The 21,831-nt window shown below is 68.6% G+C and carries 17 protein-coding genes and 4 pseudogenes; 11 read left to right on the top strand and 10 right to left on the bottom strand.

The window, feature by feature from the left end:
* Window positions 1–38 precede the first annotated feature (38 nt).
* The 4 genes from ACIHCL_RS32455 to ACIHCL_RS32440 form a co-directional block, all read right to left on the bottom strand.
* On the bottom strand, window positions 39–1,232 hold the full coding sequence (locus ACIHCL_RS32455) for a mandelate racemase/muconate lactonizing enzyme family protein (RefSeq protein ID WP_399867639.1): 1,194 nt from the start codon (window positions 1,230–1,232) through the stop codon (window positions 39–41).
* A gap of 64 nt (window positions 1,233–1,296) precedes the next feature.
* The gene (locus ACIHCL_RS32450) at window positions 1,297–2,340 is read right to left on the bottom strand and encodes a substrate-binding domain-containing protein (RefSeq protein ID WP_399867637.1); all 1,044 of its coding nucleotides are present in this window, start codon (window positions 2,338–2,340) and stop codon (window positions 1,297–1,299) included.
* Window positions 2,341–2,365: 25 nt separating this feature from the next.
* Window positions 2,366–3,385, bottom strand: a complete 1,020-nt coding sequence (locus ACIHCL_RS32445) for an ABC transporter permease (protein ID WP_399867635.1) — start codon at window positions 3,383–3,385, stop codon at window positions 2,366–2,368.
* Window positions 3,382–4,152, bottom strand: a complete 771-nt coding sequence (locus ACIHCL_RS32440; RefSeq protein WP_399867633.1) for an ATP-binding cassette domain-containing protein — start codon at window positions 4,150–4,152, stop codon at window positions 3,382–3,384. Before ACIHCL_RS32440 ends, ACIHCL_RS32445 begins: the two co-directional genes overlap by 4 nt.
* 196 nt (window positions 4,153–4,348) lie before the next feature.
* Here ACIHCL_RS32440 and ACIHCL_RS32435 point away from each other — a divergent pair, with 196 nt between their 5' ends.
* From ACIHCL_RS32435 to ACIHCL_RS32425, 3 genes and pseudogenes are all read left to right on the top strand, one after another.
* A complete protein-coding gene (locus tag ACIHCL_RS32435; protein ID WP_399867631.1) occupies window positions 4,349–5,104 on the top strand; it encodes an SDR family NAD(P)-dependent oxidoreductase in 756 nt (251 codons plus the stop codon).
* A gap of 110 nt (window positions 5,105–5,214) precedes the next feature.
* Window positions 5,215–5,925 (top strand): FadR/GntR family transcriptional regulator, encoded by a 711-nt coding sequence (locus tag ACIHCL_RS32430; RefSeq protein WP_399867630.1) that lies wholly within the window; start codon window positions 5,215–5,217, stop codon window positions 5,923–5,925.
* 85 nt (window positions 5,926–6,010) lie between these two features.
* A pseudogene (locus ACIHCL_RS32425) lies at window positions 6,011–6,178 on the top strand (transposase); the annotation flags it as partial.
* Between the two features lie 144 nt (window positions 6,179–6,322).
* On the opposite strand, the pseudogene ACIHCL_RS32420 reads toward ACIHCL_RS32425, so the two are convergent.
* Window positions 6,323–6,769 (bottom strand): annotated as a pseudogene (locus tag ACIHCL_RS32420) (IS30 family transposase); the annotation flags it as partial.
* 618 nt (window positions 6,770–7,387) lie between these two features.
* Here ACIHCL_RS32420 and ACIHCL_RS32415 point away from each other — a divergent pair.
* Window positions 7,388–8,665, top strand: a pseudogene (locus tag ACIHCL_RS32415) (serine hydrolase domain-containing protein); the annotation flags it as partial.
* A gap of 390 nt (window positions 8,666–9,055) precedes the next feature.
* Here ACIHCL_RS32415 and ACIHCL_RS32410 read toward each other — a convergent pair.
* Window positions 9,056–9,604, bottom strand: a pseudogene (locus ACIHCL_RS32410) (transposase); the annotation flags it as partial.
* Window positions 9,605–9,826: 222 nt separating this feature from the next.
* Window positions 9,827–10,585, bottom strand: coding sequence for a GntR family transcriptional regulator (locus ACIHCL_RS32405; RefSeq protein WP_399867629.1), 759 nt, complete (start codon window positions 10,583–10,585; stop codon window positions 9,827–9,829).
* A 216-nt stretch (window positions 10,586–10,801) separates the two neighbouring features.
* On the opposite strand from ACIHCL_RS32405, the gene ACIHCL_RS32400 reads away from it, so the two are divergent.
* The 6 genes from ACIHCL_RS32400 to ACIHCL_RS32375 all read left to right on the top strand — a co-directional run bounded on the left by ACIHCL_RS32400 (window position 10,802) and on the right by ACIHCL_RS32375 (window position 17,526).
* A complete protein-coding gene (locus tag ACIHCL_RS32400; protein WP_399867628.1) occupies window positions 10,802–11,959 on the top strand; it encodes an ABC transporter substrate-binding protein in 1,158 nt (385 codons plus the stop codon).
* Window positions 11,956–12,882, top strand: coding sequence for an ABC transporter permease (locus ACIHCL_RS32395; protein WP_399867626.1), 927 nt, complete (start codon window positions 11,956–11,958; stop codon window positions 12,880–12,882). Before ACIHCL_RS32400 ends, ACIHCL_RS32395 begins: the two co-directional genes overlap by 4 nt.
* The gene (locus ACIHCL_RS32390) at window positions 12,870–13,697 is read left to right on the top strand and encodes an ABC transporter permease (protein WP_399867625.1); all 828 of its coding nucleotides are present in this window, start codon (window positions 12,870–12,872) and stop codon (window positions 13,695–13,697) included. Before ACIHCL_RS32395 ends, ACIHCL_RS32390 begins: the two co-directional genes overlap by 13 nt.
* Window positions 13,694–14,824, top strand: coding sequence for an ABC transporter ATP-binding protein (locus ACIHCL_RS32385; protein WP_399867624.1), 1,131 nt, complete (start codon window positions 13,694–13,696; stop codon window positions 14,822–14,824). Before ACIHCL_RS32390 ends, ACIHCL_RS32385 begins: the two co-directional genes overlap by 4 nt.
* Before the next feature lie 118 nt (window positions 14,825–14,942).
* Window positions 14,943–15,632 carry an HAD family hydrolase gene (locus tag ACIHCL_RS32380; RefSeq protein ID WP_399867622.1) on the top strand — a complete coding sequence of 230 codons (690 nt, stop codon included), beginning with the start codon at window positions 14,943–14,945 and terminating at the stop codon, window positions 15,630–15,632.
* A gap of 4 nt (window positions 15,633–15,636) precedes the next feature.
* On the top strand, window positions 15,637–17,526 hold the full coding sequence (locus ACIHCL_RS32375) for a phosphocholine-specific phospholipase C (protein ID WP_399867620.1): 1,890 nt from the start codon (window positions 15,637–15,639) through the stop codon (window positions 17,524–17,526).
* Between the two features lie 286 nt (window positions 17,527–17,812).
* Here ACIHCL_RS32375 and ACIHCL_RS32370 read toward each other — a convergent pair whose 3' ends face one another.
* Window positions 17,813–18,640, bottom strand: a complete 828-nt coding sequence (locus tag ACIHCL_RS32370; protein ID WP_399867618.1) for an endo alpha-1,4 polygalactosaminidase — start codon at window positions 18,638–18,640, stop codon at window positions 17,813–17,815.
* Window positions 18,641–19,276: 636 nt separating this feature from the next.
* Here ACIHCL_RS32370 and ACIHCL_RS32365 point away from each other — a divergent pair.
* Window positions 19,277–20,038 carry a hypothetical protein gene (locus tag ACIHCL_RS32365; RefSeq protein WP_399867616.1) on the top strand — a complete coding sequence of 254 codons (762 nt, stop codon included), beginning with the start codon at window positions 19,277–19,279 and terminating at the stop codon, window positions 20,036–20,038.
* Window positions 20,039–20,266: 228 nt separating this feature from the next.
* Here the strand turns inward: ACIHCL_RS32365 and ACIHCL_RS32360 are convergent, their stop codons facing one another.
* Together ACIHCL_RS32360 and ACIHCL_RS32355 are read right to left on the bottom strand one after the other, a co-directional pair.
* The gene (locus ACIHCL_RS32360) at window positions 20,267–21,061 is read right to left on the bottom strand and encodes an IS5 family transposase (RefSeq protein WP_399867614.1); all 795 of its coding nucleotides are present in this window, start codon (window positions 21,059–21,061) and stop codon (window positions 20,267–20,269) included.
* Window positions 21,062–21,142: 81 nt separating this feature from the next.
* Window positions 21,143–21,514 (bottom strand): hypothetical protein, encoded by a 372-nt coding sequence (locus ACIHCL_RS32355; protein WP_399867613.1) that lies wholly within the window; start codon window positions 21,512–21,514, stop codon window positions 21,143–21,145.
* Window positions 21,515–21,831: the final 317 nt, after the last annotated feature.

Genomic DNA, 21,831 nt, shown 5'->3' with positions numbered 1-21,831 from the left:
CACGCGCACGTCCCGGCGCGCGTGCCAGCGGGCCGCTCTCACAGCCGGGACACCCGCCGTTCCACGTCGTCCCGCTCGGCGACCCCTTCGCGCAGGGTGACCCCGTGCCCGGGAGCCCGGCCCGGCCGCACCTGCCCGTCCTGGATCTGCGGCAGGCCGGTGACCAGTTCGTCGTACCAGGTATGCAGGAACGCCCTGACCGTCTCCTGAATGAGCCCGTTCGGCTGGCTGCACGCAAAGTGCACGCAGCTGGCCAGGGTGGCCGGGCCGGTGCAGTCGTGCGGGGCGACGGGCACGCCGTAGGCGTCGGCCAGCGAGGCGACCTTGCGCGCCTCGGTCAGCCCGCCGGTCCATTGGACGTCCAGGGTCAGGATGTCGACGCCGCCGGAGTCGAGCAGCGGCTTGAAGCCGCGCCGTCCCACACAGGTCTCTCCCGTGGCGATCGGCACGCCGTCGATCTTGGCCAGTTTGCCGAACGCGTCGGCCGCGTCGGAGCGCAGCGGGTCCTCCACCCAGTACGGCCGGTACGGTGCGAGTGCCGAGATGATCTTTTCGGCAGCGGGCCTGTTCCACAGGCCGTGCAGCTCGATCATCAGTTTCATGTCCAGGCCGACCTCGTCGCGGACCGCGGCGACCGTCGAGAGAGCCCGGTCCAGCTCGGCCCGGGAGATGTCGGTGCCGCCGGTCCGCTCGGCGGCGGTGTCGAAGGGCCAGATCTTCATGCCCCGGATGCCCTCGTCCCACAACTCGCGGGCCAGCCGTGCGGGTTCGTTGAGGAAGGCGTGCAGGTCCTCGTAGCGCTCGGCGGCTCTCACCCCCCAGTTGCCGGACTCCTGCCGGGTGGACGTGCCGACGTAACCGGGTCCGGCGCACGTGTTGTAGATACCGATCCCGTCATGTACGGCTCCGCCTAGGAGGTCGACCAGGGGCAGGCCCGAGGCATGCCCCAGCAGATCCCACAGGGCGATGTCGATCGCACCGTTGCCGCGCGTCTCGGCCCCCGCCCCCTGGAATCCGACGTAGGTGGCCAGCGCTCGCGCGGCCCGCTCCGGCGTGGGATCGGTCATCCCGACCAGGACAGGAGCGACGCTTTCGTGCAGGTAGGCCTCCACCGTACGGGCGCCGAAGAACGCCTCGCCCAGGCCGACCGGTCCGGCATCGGTGTGCAGACGGACGAACAGCAGGTTGGGCTGGATGGACGGACGAATTGTCTCAAGAGCAGTGATCTTCATCCAGATCTTCCGAAAGTTACTGAACTGCGGGGGACAAGGGACATGGGACGCGCAGGCGTACAGGTCAGGCGAAAAGGGCCTCACGTGCGGCGACCGCGTCGACATTGGCGGCGTTGACGACCTCCGCGCCGGTGTCATACGTCCTGGCCGGGTAGCCGGGGTCGAACTCCTCGGCGAGCAGGGCCGCGGCGATCCAGCCCTGCGCGTACGGGTTCTGCCCCAGGGAGAAATCGATCGACTTGTCCTTGATCCCGTCCAGGACCGGCTGGATCAGGTCGAAGCCTCCGACGGCGAACTTGCCGACGAGGTTCTTGCTCTTCGCCCAGGTGGCCACGTACTGGTGGTCGAAGGCCGCCATCGCCCAGCCGACGATCTTGTCCTTCTTCGAGGCGTACTTGGCGTCGATGGCGGCGACGGCCTTGGACTCGTCGGTGCTGGTGATGAGGACCTCGGTGGTGAAGGAGGTGCTGTTTTCCTTGTTGTACGCCTCGACCCCCTGCTTGATCCCCTGGATGCGCTGTTCGAGGGCGGTGCTGCCGGGCGCGAAGTTGCCACACACGATGACGCCGTCGGACTTGCCGGTGCGCTTCTTGGCGCACCTGGCGATCTCGCGGCCGCACGCGTCACCGGCGTTGACGAAGTTCTGGCCGACGAAGCCGACGCCGAGCTTCTCGTAGCCGTCGCTGGCCACGTTGGACAGAATCACCTTCACCCCGGAGGAGGTCGCCCGCTTGATGTTGGCGTCGAAGGAGGTCTCGTCGATCCGGGTGAAGATCACACCATCGGGCTTGGCACTCAGCGCGCTGGCTTGGAGTTCGACGGTCTTCTGGGTGTCCGGCGCGGGCGGGCCGATGAACTGGGTCTCCCATCCCATGGTCGCGCCGAAGTCCTCGAAGCCGCGCTGCACCGGGGCGAAGAAGGGGTTCTTGTCGTGCACGACAAAGATCACCTTCCTGCCCTTCTGCGGGCCGTCGGCGGCGCGGCCTCTGGACGAGTTGGCGGCGGATGGTTCCTTCTCGCTGCTGCACGCGGCGAGCAGCATGCCGGCGGAGGCCAGGGAGCCGCTGAGCAGCAGGTTCCTGCGCGACATCGAGCTGTTCGTTGCCATGCTCTCTCTCCTGTCTGAATGGTGGTCAGGTGTTCAGGCCGTGTGCCGAACGCTTGGCGACGAGCTGGTTGAGCATGACTGCCCCCAGGATCAGCAGGCCGGTGGCGACCTGCTGCCAGTTGCCGTCCACGCCGAAGAGGACGAGCGCGTTGGTGATCACACCGGTGATCACCGCGCCGAGGAAGGTGCCAAGGACGCTGCCCGTACCGCCGGCCAAACCGGCGCCGCCCACGACGACCGCGGCGATGACGCTGAGCTCGAAGCCGTTGCCAGTGAGGGGGTTGGCACTGCCCAGCCAGCCGACCAGGATGACCGAGGCCAGGCCGGTCAGCCCTCCGGTGAGGGCGAAGCACATGACCTTGACCCGGTCGCTGGCGATGCCCGCCCCGGCTGCGGCGGACTGGTTGCCGCCCACGCTGTAGACGTCGTAGCCGAACTTGGTCCTGGCCATGACGAAGGCTCCGACGGCAACCACGGCGGCCATCCACAGCGTCTGCGCGGCGAGGTTGGGCAGCGGGCTGCCCGCGAACAGATGGGTGAACGCCTCGTTGCGCGAGCCACGGATCGGCACGCCTTCGGACAGCAGCAGTGCGGCGCCGCGCAGTGCCGCCAACGCGGCCAGCGTGACCACGAACGAGGGAATCTTGAACCGGGTGGTGATGAGGCCGTTGATCACACCGATCGCCACACCGGTGAGGACGGCCAGCGGGGCCGCGGTCCCGACGGGCACGCCCACCTTCGTCACCAGCCAGGCCAGTTCCACCGCTAGGAGTCCGTGCAGCGACCCCACTGACAGGTCGATCTCGCCGACGACGATCAGGAAGGTCATGCCGGTGGCGACGATGCCGAGGATGGCGATCTGCTGGGCGACGGACAGCAGGTTGTCGGCAGCGAGGAAGCCGTCGGCTCCCACGGCGCAGACCAAAAAGATCACCACGGTCGCGGCCAGCACGCCGAACTCCCTGGCGCCGAGCAACCTGCTTGCCAGGCTTCCACCGGAGTCGTCCACCCGGTAGGCGACCGCGATCTGCTGTTGGATGGTCATGCGAGTTCTCCGGAGGTGTGAGGGGCACCGTCGTGCGCAGCCGCCGGCGCGTTGCCGAGGATGAGTCCGACGACCTCGGCCGCCGTGGTGGCCGCGACATCGCGCATGCCCGACACCAAACCGCCGCGCATCACCACGACCCGGTCGGCGACCTCCAGGACGTGGTCGACGTTGTGCGAGACGACGACGACGGCCTTGCCCTGTTCCCGCAGGTCACGGATCAGCGAGAGCACGTTCTGCTGCTGCTCGGGTCCGAGCGCCGCGGTCGGCTCGTCCAGCAGTACGAGCTCACCGCCCTGGTGCACGGCTCTGGCGATGGCGATGCACTGGCGCTGCCCTCCGGACAGCCCGGCCACTGGCATCCGTACGGACGGAATGCGGATGCGCAAGGTGGTGAGCACTTCTCGCGCCTCGGCCCGCATCCTGCGGGTGTCTACCAGCCCGAACCTGCGCGGCTCCTGCCCGAGGAACACGTTGGCGGCGACGCTCCGCTGGTCGGCCAGGCCGAGGTTCTGGTAGACGACCGCGATGCCGCAGGCCGCGGCGTCACGAGGGCTGCGGAAGACCTGCGGGCGGCCGGCCATCCGAATCTCTCCTTCGTCGGGCCGGTACGCACCGCAGATCACCTTCATCAGCGTCGACTTGCCGGCGCCGTTGTCGCCCATGAGGCCGACCACCTCGCCGGGTTCGACGCTGAAGTCGACGCCGCGGAGGGCCTCGACCCCGCCGAAGCGTTTGCGTACGCCTACGGCCTCGAACAGTGGCATGCTCTCTCCCTTCCGAACCTCTGAGTGGCATGACTGGTAAGACCAGTCATGCCAAGTGAGATTCCGCCTCGAAGGGTGATTCGTCAACCCTTTCGCACATCTCGAATCGGCAACGGACGCTCAGACATCGGCAGTGGAGCCGCGCAGGTATGGTGTGTCTGGTCTTACCGGCCTAACCACATCTGAGGAGGTCTCCATGTCGGACCTGGAGGGAAGAAACGCACTGGTCACGGGCGGTGCCGGCGACATCGGCGCCGCCATGGCCGCCGAGCTGACCCGCCGGGGCGCCCATGTCACGCTGCTCGACGTCAAGTCCCCGGACCAGGCGCAGGAGTGGATCACTACGGCCTCCGCATACGGCGAGGTGAGCTACATACGAGCCGACGTGCGGGATCGGCCGGCTCTGGACGCGGCGCTGGAGCAACTCGGCAGGCTGGATATCGCGATCGCCAACGCGGGCATCGTCGAGTCCGCCCCCTTCCTGGAGATCACCGCCGAGCAGTGGGAACGCCACCTGGACATCAACCTCACCGGCACTTTCCACACCGCCCAGGCCGCCGCCCGGCACATGGTCACCCAGGGCGGTGGGGGCCGCATCGTCTTGACCGGCTCCTGGGTGGGCACGGTCCCCTGGCCGGAGATCGCGTCCTACAGCGCGTCCAAGGCGGGGGTGGCGATGCTGGCCCGTTCGATGGCCAAGGAGCTGGCGCCGCACGGTATCCTGGTCAACGCTCTCGCACCCGGGATCGTGGCCGCGGGCTTGGCCAAGTGGCAGTTCGAGAACGAGCCGGCCTACGCCGCGCGGGCGAGCACGGCGATCCCCCTCAGGACGCCGCAGACCGCGCAGCAAGTGGCCAAGGCGGCGGCCTTCCTGTGTTCGCCGGACTCCGACTACATCACCGGTACGACGCTTCTGGCCGACGGTGGCTGTTCGTTGTTCAACCAGGAATGATCGATTTTACCGAAGGGCCTCGGCCCCTCGATCTTGAAGGTAGCGTGGCAGGGATGATAGCAAGCGAAGACACCTCCGCGCGCGACAGACGCCCCCCGACCAAGGAGGCCGTGGCCAGGCGACTCGAGCTGGAACTCCTGTCCGGGCAACACCCGGCCGGATCGAAGCTGGAGTCGGAACGAGTGCTCTCCCAGCGGTTCGGCGTGAGCCGCCCGATGATCAGGGAGGTGCTCCGGGGGCTGGAGCAGCAGGGCATCATCGAGGTCGTCCCGGGGCGGGGCAGCTTCGTCCGCGACGTGCGGATCACCGACGCAGTCCGCCCGCTCGACACGCTTTACCGGCAGCGCAAGCCGACCTCGCGTGACGTGATCAGCGCCCGGATGATGCTTGAGCGCGAGACCGCGGCGCTCGCTGCCCAGCACGCGGGCCCCGAGGACCTGCGCCTCATAGAGGAGATGCTGCTGCGCTTCGACGAGGCTCGCGACCTGGTCTCCCGAGCCAGAGCCGATGTCGCCTTCCACGCCGCGGTCGCGGCGGCGTCGCGCAACCCGGTGATCGAGGCCATGTTCGGCTCGATCGCCACGCTCACCTTCGAGCTCATGCTCCGCAGTCTGGGCGATCCGTCGGTCTCCCGCGAAGGCGTGCCGTACCACCGGGAGATCCTCGACGCGATCATGGCCCGCGACCCGAAGGCCGCGAGCGACGCCATGACCGCTCACCTCAAGGTGGCCCTGCGTACCTATGGTGACGACCTCGACCAGAGCCTCGACCTGGTCACCCAACGTAAGATGGAGCAGCTCATGGACCTGTCCGCGGACTGAAGCTTCCCCTTGATCGTGGGCACCTGGAGGCTGGGATCTTGAGGTTCCTGAGGAAGTAGCACCAGGTGGGAAGCAAGTACACGACGCGATCGCGCTCGTCGATTCCTCGGGCAAGACGGTCACCGCCGTCGCCCGGAAACTCGGCATCAGTTCCGAGTCCCTGCGCGGCTGGTACCGCCGGACGAAGGCGGACCGGGGCGAGGGCGAGCCCGGTGAGCTGACCAGCGCCGAGCGCGAGGAGCTCAAGCGGCTACGCAAGGAGAACCACAAACAGCAGCAGACGATCGAGATCCTGAAAAAGCGACCTTGGATTCAACCGGTCAAGGCAACACTCTCGGCTGGTGTTCGGAATCCCCGGCACTTGCGCGGACGGTTGTTGAGCTTCGTCGCGATGGCGTCAAAGTCGTCCTGGCTGAAGGTCGACAGGTTTGTCCCTTTGGGCAGGTACTGTCCGGAGCAACTTGTTGGTGTTCTCGTTGGTGCCACGTTGCCAGGGGCTACGCGGTGCTGCGAAGAACACGTCGACACCGGTGTCAGCACTGAGACGCTTGTGGGCTGCCAGTTCCATGCCGCGATCCCGGGTCAGCGTGCCGCGTAGTCGGGAGTCCATCCGCGCGTAGGCCTCGGCGAGAGCGGGAACGACCACGGTGGTGTGACGGCTGGCGAGTTTCACGACCGTGAGGAAGCGCGACTTCCGGTCGACCAATGTGGCGACCTGGCTGTTGTTCGAGCCGATCACCAGATCGCCTTCCAGGTGCCCGGATTCGCTGCGGTCCTGCCGGCCGGGGCGAGGCCGACCTCGTCGGCACCGACCGCATTCGCACCGTCGCCACGAGCGCGAGGCCGAGTGCTTCCTCGCCTTCGCCGGCCTCGCCTGCTACCGCAGACTCACGACATGAGATGACCTCTGAGGCCAAGGGAGGCGGCGGCCTGCGGGGGCGCACGTCCGCCTTCCCCGTCATCTCTACCCACACCCGTCTCCCCCCACGGGCTCTGCGGCGGGCCAAGGACGTCGTACCCGCCGGTCCACGAGTGCAGCGGCTGCGAGCCGCCCGGCACCGAACGGACTCCTCCGCCTTGCTGCACGAGCAGCACCCGTGTGCCGACCGAACCGCTTCGGACGCCGTGCCCGGATACACCGCCGCCGATTCGGCCCGGTCGAGTCTTCTTGAGGGGCCGGAGCCATCTTTGACGAAGGAGGAGATCCGGCGACGACTCGTCCCCAGGAAGGACGCCATCACGAACGTGCTCGATCAGAATGACCTGGATTCAGAGGATCTCACAAGGTGGGAGTTCGATCAGCTTGCGGCGTCTGGTGCCTGCGATCGCAAGGCGCTGGAAGGTATTCGTAGCGGAGCTGCCAGGACCTTTCCTCAACGCAGCGAGCGTGCGTGCCGGACGCCGCAAGCCGGGCGCCCATCTGTGGGCTCCTCTCATTCGGACACGAAGGAAGGGAATCCCCTTGCGTATCCTCCGGTTAACCGGAACCGTCATCGCCACCGCCCTGTTACTGACCACTGCCGCACCCGTGGCCTCGGCCGGTGCCCGGTCCAGTGCGGCAGCCGTGTCCGCGCCGTCGTCCCCGCCCGGGGCGGCCCTGGATCCGGCAGCGCTCAGCAGCTCCCTGCTCGCCGTCCACGAGGCAGGCATGTACGGCGTCTACTCCAGCGTCCGTGACGGCAACCGGAGTTGGACCGGCGCCTCAGGGGTCGCCGACGTGGACACGGGCCGCCCGGTGAAGCCGGGGATGCGGCATCGAGTGGGCAGCATCAGCAAGACCTTCGCCGCGGTCGCCGTCCTCCAACAGGTCGAACGCGGCCGTATCCGCCTGGACGCCCCCATCGGCGACTACCTGCCGGACCTGATACCCGGGCAGCGCGGCCGCCAGATCACCGTCCGGATGTTGCTGAACCACACCAGCGGCATCGGCGACTACGTCACCGGCGCCTTCCCGTCCCTGACGCACGGCTCGACGGCCAGCCTCGACGAGGGGCGTTTCCGCTTCATCAGCCCGCAGGAGCTGGTCCGTCTGGGGCTCACGGCCCCGGCGACCGGAACGCCCGGGGCCCAGCCCGGCCACTACTCCAACACCAACTACGCCATCGTCGGCCTGCTCCTCGCCAAGGTCACCGGCCAGAACGCAGAAACGTACATCACTCGGCACGTCATCGACCGCGCCGGACTGCACCACACCTCCTATCCGAGCAGCCCCGACATCCAGGGCCCGCACGCCCGGATGTACGAGAACTTCCACGGCCTGATCGACCCACCCCGCGACTACAGCGTCTACGACATGTCCTGGGCCTACACGGCAGGCGCAGTCGTCTCCACCACCGACGACCTGAACCACTTCTACCGCGCCCTGCTGACCGGCCGGCTGATCGGCCCGGCGGCACTCAAGGAGATGCAGCGCACGGAATCGGTGGACGGCGTGAACTATGGCCTCGGCCTGTTCGCCGTCGACATCCCCGGCTGCGGCCGCTTCTGGGGCCACGACGGCGCGGTGTTCGGTGCCGGCACCATCGCGCTGACCAGTCCGGACGGCAGGCGCCAGGTGGCCGCGGCCTGGAACCTGATGAAGTACCAACGGATCGACGCGGACGGCACCGGCTTCGAGCCGAGCCCGATCGACGACGCCCTCAACCGCTACGTCATCGGCGCCCTGTGCCCGGCGTACACCACAGCCCCGTCAGCGGCTCTGCCGGCCACACCAGCCCCCACGGTGCTCACCGGTTCCGACCTCTCCCCGGAGTACTGGGCAGCGGTCCTGGACGACGGCTGCCTCGGGCTCCGCCGCGATCATCCCGGCCAGGCGGTGACCCCGCCCAGGAAGGGCAGCAAGATCAGCCCGCCCGAGGTCCTCGAAGCCCGCCTACGAGCCCGACACCGGCACTCCTCGAAGCGCATCACCGTCGAACACGCCCTCGCCGATCACAAACGCTGGAAGCAACTGGCCCGCTGGACCCACCGCCAGGAGACCCTGCCCGTCACCTACCAGGCCATCGCCGGTTCGTCCCCGACCGCAACACCACGGGCTGACACAAACCCCCAGCTCAGGCCCCCGCGTCTCCAATGCAATCACGCACCAGCCCGTAAGACGGCTTTGCGCCACCTGACCTCGGCTTCTTCGCCCAGATGATGCCAGCCGGGCGTTGCGGCGAGTCATCAGCGTGATCGCCGCCCGGGTGATCAAGCTATCTGCATGCTGAATGATTCCTTCGTAGTCCCGGGTATCCCGACCGGTGTTCATCATCCAGGCCAGCGGCCTCTCGACGACCCGGCGCCGCGGCAGCAAGACGAATCTGGAGGTGCCCTTCGGACGGGCGGCAGCATCGGCCCAGACAAAGGTGATCTCAAGGTACATCAGCCGCAGCCGGGAGAGGATCTCCTTGACCGCGGCGGAGTTGTGCAGGCCGGCCGGGGTGACCTCGAGCATCAGGGGCAAGCGGCGGATGTCGGCCACGAGATGGCGTTTGCGGCCATTGATGTTCTTCCCTGGGTCGTTTCCCCGGGATTCTCTCCCCATGGTTGAGGCCGCCTTGACTGACTGCGAGTCGACTGTCGTGGCTGCGGCCCTCGGGCCTTTGCCCGCCTCACGACGGGAGATCGGCAGGTAGAGCCCGTCATTTACAGCCGGTATCGACGCGTATCCGATCGCGTCGAAGATCTCCCGGCGAGGGCGCCATCTACCCAGCTCCGAACAATATCGACCCAGAAACGGGGCGTCCCTCGTCCGGGCCCGAACCGATCCCGGTTCGGGCCCGGACACCGGCGTGCCCACCGTTCTGCGGGCGTTCGGAACCTGATGGAGCGGAGCAGCCCCCAGGCCGAAGGCAGGACTGTTGCTCGCCGTGACGGTCCACGTGGTCGCGACACCCAGGCTGCTCGGCGGCGCGATCAGTCAGCCGCGTCGGCGCAACAGAGCCGTTGTCGCTACGGAATTGTGCACTGTGAAGGCAATCGTGCCCGGCAGAAAGCGGTCGTCCGACCACAGCAAGGGTCTGCCTGACTGGTCCGTGGCCCGCCGCCGCTCTCGCATCAGCGGTGAGTCTGGGGTGCAGCCGAGCAGGCGCACGTCGTCGGCATCGGCGTGGACGAGGTCAATGGTGTGTTCCGTGTCCGCGAACACCACTCCCTCCTCCGTCAGCAGCTCGGTGTGTGAAATCGCGTGGGGCTCAAGGCGGGCGATCACGGCGCCGATGTGCTCGGGGTAGAGGGTCCGCTCGATCATGATCGGGACACGCGAGAGCGTCCGCAGCCGCAATACCCGGTAGATCTGCGCCCCTGGTTCGAGGCTGAGTTGCTCGCACTCCAACGGGTTGGCCGGACAACTTTTGATGTCGATCGTGCGGCCTCCCGGCTCTTCTCCGAGCGAGCGTGCCCAGCGGGTGAAGCTCAGCAGTTCGAAGAAACTCTGGGTACGTGCGGTGCCGAGCACGACCCGCCGCGTGCCACGCCGGGATGTGACCAGGCCGTTGGCGCGCAGCACCGCCAGCGCTTGACGGACGGTGCCGCGTGACACGCCGTACTGCTGGGCGAGTTGTTCCTCGCTGGGCAGCCGACCGTCCGAGCCGAAGGTGCCGGCAGCGATGGCCTCCCCCAGGCTGGCTGCCAACCGTCGATACCGGGCTTCGGTGGTGCCGCCTCCCGCGACTGCCATGTCGTTCTCCTTCTCTCAGCCGCCCGTCGACGCTCCGGCTCGACTCTATCTGCTCCCCGGGTCCGACCCAGTGGCCGGACGCTCTCGTCGCGTGATCCGCGTTCTCTTCCGGAGAAGCTCCCCGGCCCGCACATCGGCGTTCACCTCCCGTACACGGTCCCCCGAGGTAATGAGCCAAGTTGTACAGCCAACTCCACTTCTTACCGGGAGAACCCTGTGAGACTGCACCGCGCTCGCTCTGCGGGCCTTGCCTGTTCCTTCGTCGTGGCCGCGCTTGGGCTCAGCGCATGCGGCTTGGCCAGCACAGATGAGTCCAGTGGCAGCGGCGGCAAGGCCGCGACCGCCACTTCGGCAGAGGACTTCGGCGGCATGGACGCCCTTGTCGCTGCCGCGAAGAAGGAAGGCAAATTGAACGCCATCGCCCTTCCCCGTGACTGGGCGAACTACGGCGAGATCATCGACACCTTCGAGAAGAAGTACGGAATCAAGGTAGAGGTCGAGAACCCCGACGCCTCCAGCCAGGACGAGATCAACGCGGTGACCTCCCGCAAGGGCCAGGACCGGTCCCCGGACGTCATCGACGTGGGCAGCGCCTTCGCCACCAGCGCAGCCGGGCAGAACCTGTTGGCGCCGTACCGGGTCAGCGCGTTCGACCAGATCCCGAAGGCGCAGAAGGACGCGCAGGCTCGCTGGTACAACGACTTCGGCGGCTATGTCTCCATCGGTTGTGACGCGGCCCGCGTCAAGAAGTGTCCGAAGACGTTCTCCGAGCTGATGGATCCGCAGTACAAGGGTCAGATCGCGCTGACGGGCAACCCGACGAAGTCCAGCTCGGCCTTCGGCGCCGTGTACGCCTCGGCACTCGCCGGCAAGGGCTCCTTCGGCGACATCAAGCCCGGCCTGGACTTCTTCGCCCGCCTCAAGAAGGCCGGCAACTTCAACCCTGTCGAGTCGAGCCCTGCAACCATCCAGAAGGGCGAGACGCCGATCAGCATCACCTGGGACTACCTCAACACCGGGTACGCGGACGACCTCCGCCCCAAGGGCGTCGACTGGAAGGTGAGCATCCCGTCCGACGGTGTGTACGCCGAGTACTATTCGCAGGCGATCGTGAAGTGGGCACCGCACCCGGCCGCGGCCCGCCTGTGGCAGGAATTCCTGTACAGCCCCGAGGGCCAGAACCTGTGGCTCAAGGGTCATGCCCGGCCGGTGCTGATGCCCGAGATGCAGAAGTCCGGCACTCTCGACGCGGGCTTCGCCGCCGAACTGCCGCAGACACCCGGCAAGGGCACGGCCACCTTCCCCACCGAGGGGCAGATCAGCAAGGCCAAGCAGGCCGTCGTCCAGGGCTGGTCCCAGGCAGTCGCCGGATGAGCACCGTCCAGACAGCCAGGGGCAGCAGCCGGACCCGCTCCTTCGGCAACAGGGCTGGCCTCGGGTCCGCCCGACGGCGCGTGACGCGCTCGACGGGGTGGCTCGGTGCCGTACCGCTGATCGTATTCACCACCGTGGTGTTCGGCCTGGTTCTCGGGACGATGCTCTTCGGCGCCTTCACGACACCGCAGTCCGCTCCGGGAGGCGCCCGCCTCACCGGCGCGAACATGAGTTCCTCGCTGCGCGGCCCCTACCTGACCGCGTTGCTCGGCAGTGTCAAGCTCTCCGCCGTCTCCGCATTGATCGCCACCGTCGTCGGCCTGCCGATCGCGCACGTGGTCGTGACCTCGCGATTCCGCGCCCTGCGCGAGGCGGTCCTGGCGGGGTCGGGTGTACTGGCGAACTTCGGCGGTGTGCCGCTCGCGTTCGCGTTCGTGGCCACGCTCGGCAACGCAGGCGTCCTTACCAGCCGATTCAACTTGCTCAGCCATGGCTGGAGCTTGTACGGCTTCTGGGGTCTGACCCTGGTCTACCTCTACTTCCTGGTGCCGCTCATGGTGCTCACGCTCACCCCGGCTCTGGAGGGGCTGCGACGGCAGTGGCGGGAAGCCGCCCGCAACAACGGCGCGAACGCCTTCCAGTACTGGACGCACGTGGCGCTGCCGGTCCTCATGCCATCGCTGCTCGGCGGCTATGTGCTGCTGTTCGGCACCGCGTTCAGCGCCTACGCGACCGCCGCAGCGATGGTCGGCAGCTCGGTACCGCTGGTCACCATGCAGATCGCGGACGCGTTGTCCGGGAACGTCCTGGTCGGTCAGGGCAACATCGCGCTCGCGCTCGGTGTCGACATGGTGCTGGTCGCGGGGCTCGTCATGGCCATTCAGCTGCCGCTGCAGCGCAGGAGCGCGCGATGGCTGGCCTGAACACGCTCCGATACGGGCGCGCCACCGTGTTCTTGCTCACTGGTGCGTACTTCCTCGTCCCGCTCGCATGCGCCGTCGCCTTCAGCATCGGCGCTGGCGCCCCGGGTCAGGACATCGGCTTCGAGGCGTACACCGGCATCCTCAGCACCGGTGGCTTCACCGACAGTCTGGCTCTGACCCTGAAGCTGGCCGCCGCCACCATCGTGCTCGTTCTGGGTCTGCTCGTGCCCGCCCTGGTCACGATTCGGCTGGCCGCACCACGCCTGCGCACACTCGTCGAGACCGTGTGCCTTCTGCCACTGGTCGTACCTGCCGTTGCCCTGGTCGCGGGATTCAGCGCGGTGCTCGGCTGGGGGTCGGATCATTTCCTCGGCACGCCGCTCTTCCAAGGCCTGGTCGCACTCCAGAATCCGCAATTCCCCCTCGTCCTGGTGCTCGCGTACACGCTGATGGCGCTGCCGCTGGCGTACCGCACGCTCGACACCGGGCTCGCAGCCATCGACCTGCGGGTGCTCGTCGAGGCCGCCCGGGCCTGCGGGGCGCCCTGGCCCCGCACCCTCCTGCATGTCGTTCTGCCCAACCTGCGCGGAGCGCTGCTCAACACGGCGTTCCTGACACTGGCGCTAGTGCTCGGTGAGTACACCGTCGCCGCGATCCTCGGCTACCAGCCCTTCGCCGTGTGGATCCTCGCCATCAGCGGGTCACAGGCCCAGATGTCGGTGGCCGTGTCGGTGATGGGTCTGCTCATCACCTGGGTGCTGCTGCTGATCACCGCCACAGTCGGACGCACTCGCCGTCCCAAGGAGACCTCATGACCGACCTGATGGCCGATCCCGAAACCATCAGCCGGACGCGCCCCGGCGCCACCGTCGAGTTCCGCGGGCTGCATCGTTCCTTCGGCACCACGACTGCGCTGGACGGTCTGGAGCTGACGGTCGAGCCGGGCGAGCTCGTGGCGCTGCTCGGCCCGTCCGGTTGCGGGAAGACCACCGCGCTGCGGACCCTCGCCGGATTCGAACGACCCGACTCGGGCAAGGTGCTCGTGGACGGCGAGGACATCACGGGCGTCCCCGCGCACCGCCGCGACGCGGGCATGGTGTTCCAGTCCTACAGCCTCTTTCCCCACCTGACCGCCCTCGACAATGTCGCCTTCGGGCTGCGGATGAGCGGCATCGGCAAAGCCGCGCGCCGGGCTCGCTCCGCCGAACTCCTCGAGCTGGTCGGACTGCCGCAGCACGCCGGCCGTTTTCCGCATCAGCTTTCCGGAGGCCAGCAGCAGCGCATCGCCCTGGCGCGGGCTTTGGCACTGCGCCCACGCGTTCTGCTGCTCGACGAGCCGCTGTCGGCGCTCGACGCGCAGGTGCGCCAGACGCTGCGTGCGGAGATCCGCCGCCTTCAGCAGAAACTGGGCATCACCACGCTGTTCGTGACACACGATCAGGAGGAGGCCCTCTCCCTGGCCGACCGGGTCGCGGTCATGTGTGCCGGGAAGCTGGAGCAGTGCGCGCCTCCGGCGGAGCTGTACGAACGTCCGGCGACCGCGTTCGTTGCCGAATTCGTGGGCGTGATGAGCCGGATCCCGGCCCGGGCCGGAGCGGTCGACGGGACCGTGGACGTGTTCGGCCGCACGCTGCCGGTCATCGGAACGCTGCCCGGCACCGCGGATGTCACCTGTGGTACGGGTGAGGTCGATGTCCTGGTGAGGCCGGAGGCCGTCGAGGTCACCGCGGACGGGAAGGGCACGTCCCGGATCCTGGGGGCGGCGTTCCTGGGCGCGACGACGCGGCTGACCGTGCGGCTGGCCCATGGCGGCGACGTGATGGCCGATGTGCCGACCCACGCCATGACCATGCTCGCGGTCGGTGCGGCGGTGACGCTGACGCTGCCGGACCGCCCGGTGCTCGTGGACCGTCGCCGGAGAGGCGGCGGCGATGCGGGCTGACGGTTCCCGTCGACGCTCGACCGGACGACGCCGTCGGCCCGGATCCTGCCTCACGTCCGGCGGCTGAAGCGGGGAGCCCGCGCATCCGCCCGTTCGCCATGTACCGGAGAAACTCACCTTGAACCATCGCATCGCGCCCTCCGCCCTTCCCGCCGCTGTCCTGTTCGACATGGACGGCACCCTCGTCGACACCGAACGGCTGTGGTGGGCCGCAGCAGAACAGGTCGCCGAACGGCACGGGCGACCGTTGACTGACGCGGACCTGCCGCATGTGCTGGGCCGCCCAGCCGCGCACACCGCCGCTCACCTCAACCGCACTGGCGGCCCCGCGGCCCCCGGCCTCGACGCGCTCACCACCGAGCTGGATGCGGCCTTCGCCGCCCGTGTCGCCCGCGAGGTCGTCCCGCGCCCGGGCGTACGGCATCTGCTGGACGAACTGGCCGCGGCCAGCGTACCCACGGCGATCGTCTCCGCTTCACCGCGCCATGTCGTCGACCTTGTACGCAAGGCACTGGGCGAGGACCGGTTCGCTCTGACCCTCGCAGTCGAGGACACTGTCCGCACGAAGCCCGCACCTGACCCGTACCTCGCCGCGGCCGCCGCCCTGGGCGTCGAACCGCACGCATGCATAGTCGTCGAGGACACGCCCACAGGTGTCGCCTCGGCCGAGGCCGCCGGGTGCGCGGTGCTGGCCGTGCCCTCCACCGTACCGATCCCGTCTGCGGCCAACCGGACCGTCCTCGACTCCCTGGAGCGTGCCGACCTGGCCCTGCTCGCCTTCCTTCTTACATCAGCGGAAAGGAACTGACGCCATGGACGACATCCGCCACGTCGTGATCCTGATGCAGGAGAATCGCAGTTTCGACCACTACTTCGGCACGCTGAACGGCGTGCGCGGGTTCGACGACCGCCAGGCACTGACGTTCCCGAACGGCGACAACGTCTTCCGCCAGCCCTCCCTGGCACGGCCCGACGGCGGGTTCCTGCTGCCCTACCGCATGGACTCCACGAAGTTCGACGCGCAGAACGCGGACGGCCTGCCGCACGACTGGGAGAGCGGTCACGAAGCCATCAACAACGGCGCGATGAACCGCTGGACGTCCGCCAAGGGCGAGCAGAGCATGGGTTACCTCACCCGCGAGGACATCCCCTACCAGTACGCGCTGGCCGACGCCTTCACGCTGTGCGACGCGTACTTCTGCTCACTGGCCGGACCCACCAGCCCCAATCGCCTCTACCTGTGGACCGGCACGGCCGGCCCGGGCCGCGATGGCACGACCGGCCCGTGGATCGACAACACACCGCTGCCCGGAAGCCCGGTCTGCGACTGGACCACGTACGCGGAGCGCCTGTCGGCCGCCGACATCACCTGGCGCGTCTACCACACGCCCGGCCTGGACGAGCGCCACGGCAACTACGAGGACAACGCCCTCGAGTACTTCGGCCAGTTCCACGCCTTCGGCAAAGACGACCCGCGCTCCATCAACGCGATGACGAAATGGGATCTGTCGGCGTTCGACGCGCACTGCAAGGACGGCACCCTGCCGACGGTGTCCTGGCTGGTCTCGCCCTACCTGTTCTGCGAGCATCCGACCGCCAGCCCCGCCTACGGCGCGCATTGGGTGAACACCGCTCTCCAGTCACTGCTCGCGAACCCGGAGGTGTGGCGGCACACGGTGTTCCTCGTGATGTACGACGAGAACGACGGCTACTTCGACCACGTGGTGCCGCCGTTCCCGCCCGCGGGAACCCCTGACGAGTTCGTGGACGGGCAACCGATCGGGCTGGGCAACCGTGTCCCACTGTGGGTGATATCTCCATGGTCGCGCGGAGGGTGGGTCAACTCGCAGGTCTTCGACCACACCTCCGTGCTGCGTTTCCTGGAACTCGTCACCGGCGTGCGCGAGCCCAACATCTCGCCCTGGCGCAGAGCCGTGTGCGGTGACCTCACGAGCTGCTTCGACTTCACCCGACCCGACTTCTCGGTCCCGGCACTGCCGGACACACGCGCACTCATGGAACGAGCCGATGCGGCGTCGCGGCTGCCGCCGGTGGAGCCGCCGGCGCCCGGCGCACAGGTCATGCCCACCCAGGAGCCGGGTGGTGCGCGCCCGCGCCGGCCTCTGCCCTACGGTCCCTGGGCCGACGTCGCCGTGGACCGCGCCACAGGCAAGGTCGTCTGCACTCTTGCCAACGAGGGTACTGTGGCCTTCCCCTTCACGGTGTTCCCGAACATCGCGCGGCCCTTCGCCGGAACGCCGTTCACCGTCGCGCCGAGCGGCACCGCCACCTATGTGTGGGACGCGGTCCGTACCGGCGGACGCTACGACTTCACGGTTCACGGCGCCGACGGCTTCGTCCGCCGCTTCGCGGGGACGGTAGCAGAGGCCGACCAGACCGACGCCACTGTTCCTCGGGTGACGGCGGTCCTGGGCAGCACCAGCGAGCACAAGGCGTGGGTCGAGTTGTTGTTGGGCAACGACGGAGGGTCCACTGTACGTTTTACGCTCACTCCGAACGACTTCGGCGGCACGGCGCGCACCCAACTGGTTGGTCCGCACGAGCGGGTCGGCATGAGCTGGCCTGCGAACGGCGGGCGGTACGACTTCACCATCACCGCTGATGGTGACACGGACTTCGCCCGGCGATATGCGGGGACGGTGCACACCCCGCCGAGAGCGAGCATGGCCGCCGCCCCATGAGCGCTCGGGTGGCAGGCTAAGGAACGTGGCGAGCATGAGCACGCTTCGCGCGTGCCCTGCGCACGCGGCCCGCTTCCGGGCACCGGCACGGGTATCGAGACGTCGCCCTTCGACACGCGCCTGCCACGGCTGAGCCCCGACCCCCTCCCCCGCTATCACGCACCAGCTCGTAGAGCCCGGCGCGCCGCCGGACTCGGACCTGTGGCCGGGGGCAGGAAACGCGGCCGCGACAAGGCCCGCGGGTGGATCCGGTGGTCTGGGGGCCGACGGGCCCTGAGGGGGACGGCTAACAGGTCTTGCGGACGTATCCGCTGCTGCCGGCCGGAGAGACGTCCAGGTCGCGCTGGACGATACTCAGCGTGCCGCCCCACGTCTTGCACGCCTTTGACCTTCCGGCGTCCGTGTACTCGATCACGATGACGTTGTTGCCGAAGGCACTGGTGTAGTCGCCGCACTCGGTGTGCTGGCCGCACTCCTCCGCCACGGCGAAGTCGAGCCCGTTGGCGGTGCGGTTGTCGGCAAGTTCCGAGGTGTTCTTCTGGGCGATGGCCAGGCCGTCCGCGTGGGCGTGGGCGGACAGCAGCTTGATGAAGGCCTGCGCGTGGTCGGCGGTCAGGCGCTTCCCGGAGCGGGTGTAGCTGTCGTAGTTGTCGGGCTCGACGGCCTGGAAGCCCTTGTCCCGGCAGCTGTCGATCAGGCCTCCGATCTTGTCGGTGATCCGCTTACGCTTGGCGTCGGTGCTGATGTCGAGGAGGGCCTCGCCCCAGTCCTTGTCGTAGACGACCTTGCCCGCGGAGTCGCGCAGCAGCAGGTCCGAGGCCCATTCGCCCTCGGCTCCCGGCTGGGCCTGGAAGGCGTTGACGTAGCAGATGTTGTACAGGCCCGCCGCCGGGGAGGCGGTGTGGTCACGGGTGACCACCGTGGCTCCGGCCGACGGGGGGTAGGCGCTTCCGATCTGGTAGTCGAAGCCGGCGTGTGTGGGCGGCAGCGTCACGGCCGCGGCCTGCGTCGTGGTCGCCTGGACGAACAACGCTTTGGCCAGGGCAGCAGCACCGACGGCCAGGACGGCAGCGACGACGGCCATGCCGACGATCTTCCGGGAAACGGTACTCATCAGGTGGCTCATGTATCGAGTTCCAAGGGAGAGGGCACGTCCCCGCCTCGGACACGTGGCGCGTCCTGGCGACTCGGGCCGGGCCCGCAGTACGGTGCCTGCATACCGGCTGGGCATACCTCTGACGTGGAGCTGGGCTCCAACGTTGCCCGAGGGTACAGCGATCGCCTGTGAGGATGTCAACGCCATCGCCAAGTCGCGCTGGAAGCAGCGCTCTTTGTACTGGCGCAGCAGCTGCCACCGCTTCGTCGCATACGCAAGGTCCTCGCGGCAGGCGTCAAGGAACGCCCCCTGGCGGCAACCACCGTCTCAGCCTGCTGCTGGAAGCGGGCACCGTCCCTCTCGCGCCGGAGTGCGGCGTCTGTGCGCGGGTCGATGGTGCTGACGCGGGCCAGGCCCAGGATGAGGCGGGGACGCAACAGGAGCCGCAGCCCAGCTCCCCCGCGCGCCAGGCGGCAGCGGTGGCAGGTCAGTGGGCCGCGGTGGCCGGTGTCTTCCTGCTTGCCGCGTTCCTCACCGGCCTGGCCGGCGGGTCCAAGGTGGTGGAGACAGGGCTGTACGCGGCCGCGTTGGCTGCTGGGGCGTGGACGTTCGTTCCTGGCCGCTCTTCGGCGCCTGGCCAAGGGCAAGATCGGCGTGGGCACGCTGATGACGATCGCCGCCGTCGGTGCGGTGATCCTGGGCGAGGTCGCCGAGGCGGCCATGCTGGCGTTCTCGTACTCCATCAGCGAGGGCCTGGAGGAGTACTCCCTGGCCCGCATCCGCCGCGGCCTCAGGGCTCTGCTGTCCCTGGTCCCCGACCAGGCCACTGTCCTGCGTGACGGTCAGCAGGTCACGCTCGACCCGGCCGACCTGAAGACCGGTGATGTGCTGCTGGTGCGCCCCGGCGAGCGGCTGGCCACCGACGGAACCATCCGTACTGGCCGCACCGCCCTGGATGTTTCCGCACTGACCGGCGAGTTCGTGCCGGTGGAAGCGGACGAGGGCGATGCGGTGTTCGCCGGGTCGATCAACGGCACCCGCGCGATCGAGGTCACCGTCACCGCCACCGCGGCCGACAATTCCCTGGCCCGGATCGTGCGGATCGTGGAGGCCGAGCAGTCCCGCAAGGGCGCAGCCCAGCGCCTCGCCGACACCATCGCCAAGCCCCTGGTGCCGGGCATCGTGATCCTCGCCGCGGTTATCGCGTTGACCGGCAGCATCTTTGGCGAGCCGCGTACCTGGATCGACAAGGGCGGCGCCGCCCTGGAGGCGATGGGCCGAATCCGTGCCGTCGCCCTGGACAAGACCGGCACCCTGACCCGCAACCAGCCCGCCGTCGTCCAGGTCTCCTCCCTCGACGGCCATTCCCGCGAACAGGTGCTGGCCGTGGCGGGCCGCACTGGAGTCCCGCAGTGAGCACCCGCTCGCCCGGGCGATCCTCGCCGCGGCACCCGAGCACACCCCCGCCGCCGACGTCGACGCTGTCATCGCTGCCGGCCTGACCGGCACCGTCCAGGGCCGCCCGGCCCGTCTCGGCCGCCCCGGTGGGCCTGGAGACGACGCCGGCGAAGGTCGAGGGGGTGCGCTCGAAGGCCAGGCGGCTGGCGGGGCGCGGGTGGCTCCGGCTGGAAGCGTCGGGGACGTTCAGCCCTGGCCGGCTGCCCGTGGCCGGGCCAGACGCCGGCTCATCCGCGTGACCATCGACCACCGGATCATCGCCTCGCTGGTAGCGGGCAGCGTCTCGTAATCCCTCGCCAGGCGGCGGGAGTTCCTCAGCCACGCGAACGTGCGCTCTGCCACCCAGCGCCTTGGCAGCACCACGAACCCTGTCATGTCGTCGGTGCGTTTGACGATCTCCAAGGCCAGGGCGAGTTTCTCGCGTGCCAAGTCGACGAGGCCGCCGGTGTAGCCGCCGTCGGTCCAGACAAGGGCGATGTCGCGGTGCAGGCGGCGCAGCCGCGTCAGCAGTCCCACAGCGGCGTCCCGGTCGCCGATGTTCGCGGCGGTGACCGCGACGACCAGAAGCAGACCGAGCGTGTCGGTCACGATATGCCGTTTGCGGCCCGGCACCTTCTTCCCGCCGTCGTAACCGCGTGAGGCGGCCGGCACCGTCGCGGCGGCCCGTACCGACTGCGCGTCGATGATCCCCGCCGTGGGCTCGGCCTCACGGCCCTCGCGCTCACGGACCCGGCCGCGCAGCCGGTCATGGAACTCCGCGATCAGCCCGTGCTCGCGCCACCGGAGGAAGAAGGCATAGCCCCGGCCCCAATCGGGGAAGTCCGCGGGCATCGCCCGCCGGGAGATCCCGCCCGCGACCAGGTAGCGGATCGCGTCCAGCATCTGGCGGTGGCAGTAGCCCTCGGGCTGCCCGCCCCGCCCCTGAAGCCAGGCCGGCACCGGCAGCAGCGGCCGGACGGCCGCCCACTCCGCGTCCGTCATGTCCGACGGATACCGGCGCACCCGGCCCGGATGGTCGGCCGTGTTGCCGTACACAGGTGAGGTGGGAAGGCTCGTGCGGGTTCAGGGGATCATCACACAGTGGTTCTCGATGACCCGCCCCCCGCTATCGAGACCGCCGCAGACGGCCAGCCTCGGGTAGGCCCTGATCTCCCGGTTGACGGCGAACCGCCACCGCGAAACATTCGCCTTGCTCCCCCGGTAGTCGCCGACGAACGCACGCAGCGTCCCCGGCAGGCCATCTCTCGTGGTGACGGTGATGTCCTGAACGTAGTCGCGGCCCTGGAAAGCGGTGGCGACGCAGATGAAAGTGCCGCAGGTGGATTTCACTTCGGCACTCGCAGGCGCTGCAATCGCCAGCAGCAAGCCGCTGACGGCAGTGAGTGCAGCCGTGACCGTGGAGATTCGAAACCGTGCCTTACAGGCGCTGGCCATAAGTCTTCCTCTGTCTTCGTACCCTCTGGTGATCGTTCTTCTTCCCCGGCCTCCCGCGCCCTGGGAACCAGCACACTCTGGTCCCCGGGGCGCAGCCGTTCCGGAACCGGTGAGACTGCGCGGCGTGCGAGTCGGCGCCGTCGCCGGTTTCGTGTGCCTTGCAGGGTTCGGCGGGCGGGGGCCTGGTCGCAACCGGGTCGTCGGCAAGGTGCCGCCCCGGGCTATGAGGCTCGAGGCGGCTGGGGTGCGGGGGTGTTCAGGCGGCAAAGCCGATTGGCGTCGGGCGGGTGGCCCGCGGGCCGGGCCGCAAGTCGTAC

The sequence above is a fragment of the Streptomyces sp. NPDC052042 genome (genome assembly GCF_044548345.1).
GTDB lineage: Bacteria > Actinomycetota > Actinomycetes > Streptomycetales > Streptomycetaceae > Streptomyces.
Note: the sequence above shows the minus strand (reverse complement) of the source record. Positions and strands in the feature narration are given on the sequence as shown.

Bases quoted from the DNA above. Each gene is read 5' to 3' on its own strand.
- ACIHCL_RS32455 (WP_399867639.1), bottom strand. From the start codon at position 1,232: ATGAAGATCACTGCTCTTGAGACAATTCGTCCGTCCATCCAGCCCAAC.
- ACIHCL_RS32450 (WP_399867637.1), bottom strand. From the start codon at position 2,340: ATGGCAACGAACAGCTCGATGTCGCGCAGGAACCTGCTGCTCAGCGGC.
- ACIHCL_RS32445 (WP_399867635.1), bottom strand. From the start codon at position 3,385: ATGACCATCCAACAGCAGATCGCGGTCGCCTACCGGGTGGACGACTCC.
- ACIHCL_RS32440 (WP_399867633.1), bottom strand. From the start codon at position 4,152: ATGCCACTGTTCGAGGCCGTAGGCGTACGCAAACGCTTCGGCGGGGTC.
- ACIHCL_RS32435 (WP_399867631.1), top strand. From the start codon at position 4,349: ATGTCGGACCTGGAGGGAAGAAACGCACTGGTCACGGGCGGTGCCGGC.
- ACIHCL_RS32405 (WP_399867629.1), bottom strand. From the start codon at position 10,585: ATGGCAGTCGCGGGAGGCGGCACCACCGAAGCCCGGTATCGACGGTTG.
- ACIHCL_RS32395 (WP_399867626.1), top strand. From the start codon at position 11,956: ATGAGCACCGTCCAGACAGCCAGGGGCAGCAGCCGGACCCGCTCCTTC.
- ACIHCL_RS32390 (WP_399867625.1), top strand. From the start codon at position 12,870: ATGGCTGGCCTGAACACGCTCCGATACGGGCGCGCCACCGTGTTCTTG.
- ACIHCL_RS32385 (WP_399867624.1), top strand. From the start codon at position 13,694: ATGACCGACCTGATGGCCGATCCCGAAACCATCAGCCGGACGCGCCCC.
- ACIHCL_RS32375 (WP_399867620.1), top strand. From the start codon at position 15,637: ATGGACGACATCCGCCACGTCGTGATCCTGATGCAGGAGAATCGCAGT.
- ACIHCL_RS32370 (WP_399867618.1), bottom strand. From the start codon at position 18,640: ATGAGTACCGTTTCCCGGAAGATCGTCGGCATGGCCGTCGTCGCTGCC.
- ACIHCL_RS32360 (WP_399867614.1), bottom strand. From the start codon at position 21,061: ATGACGGACGCGGAGTGGGCGGCCGTCCGGCCGCTGCTGCCGGTGCCG.
- ACIHCL_RS32355 (WP_399867613.1), bottom strand. From the start codon at position 21,514: ATGGCCAGCGCCTGTAAGGCACGGTTTCGAATCTCCACGGTCACGGCT.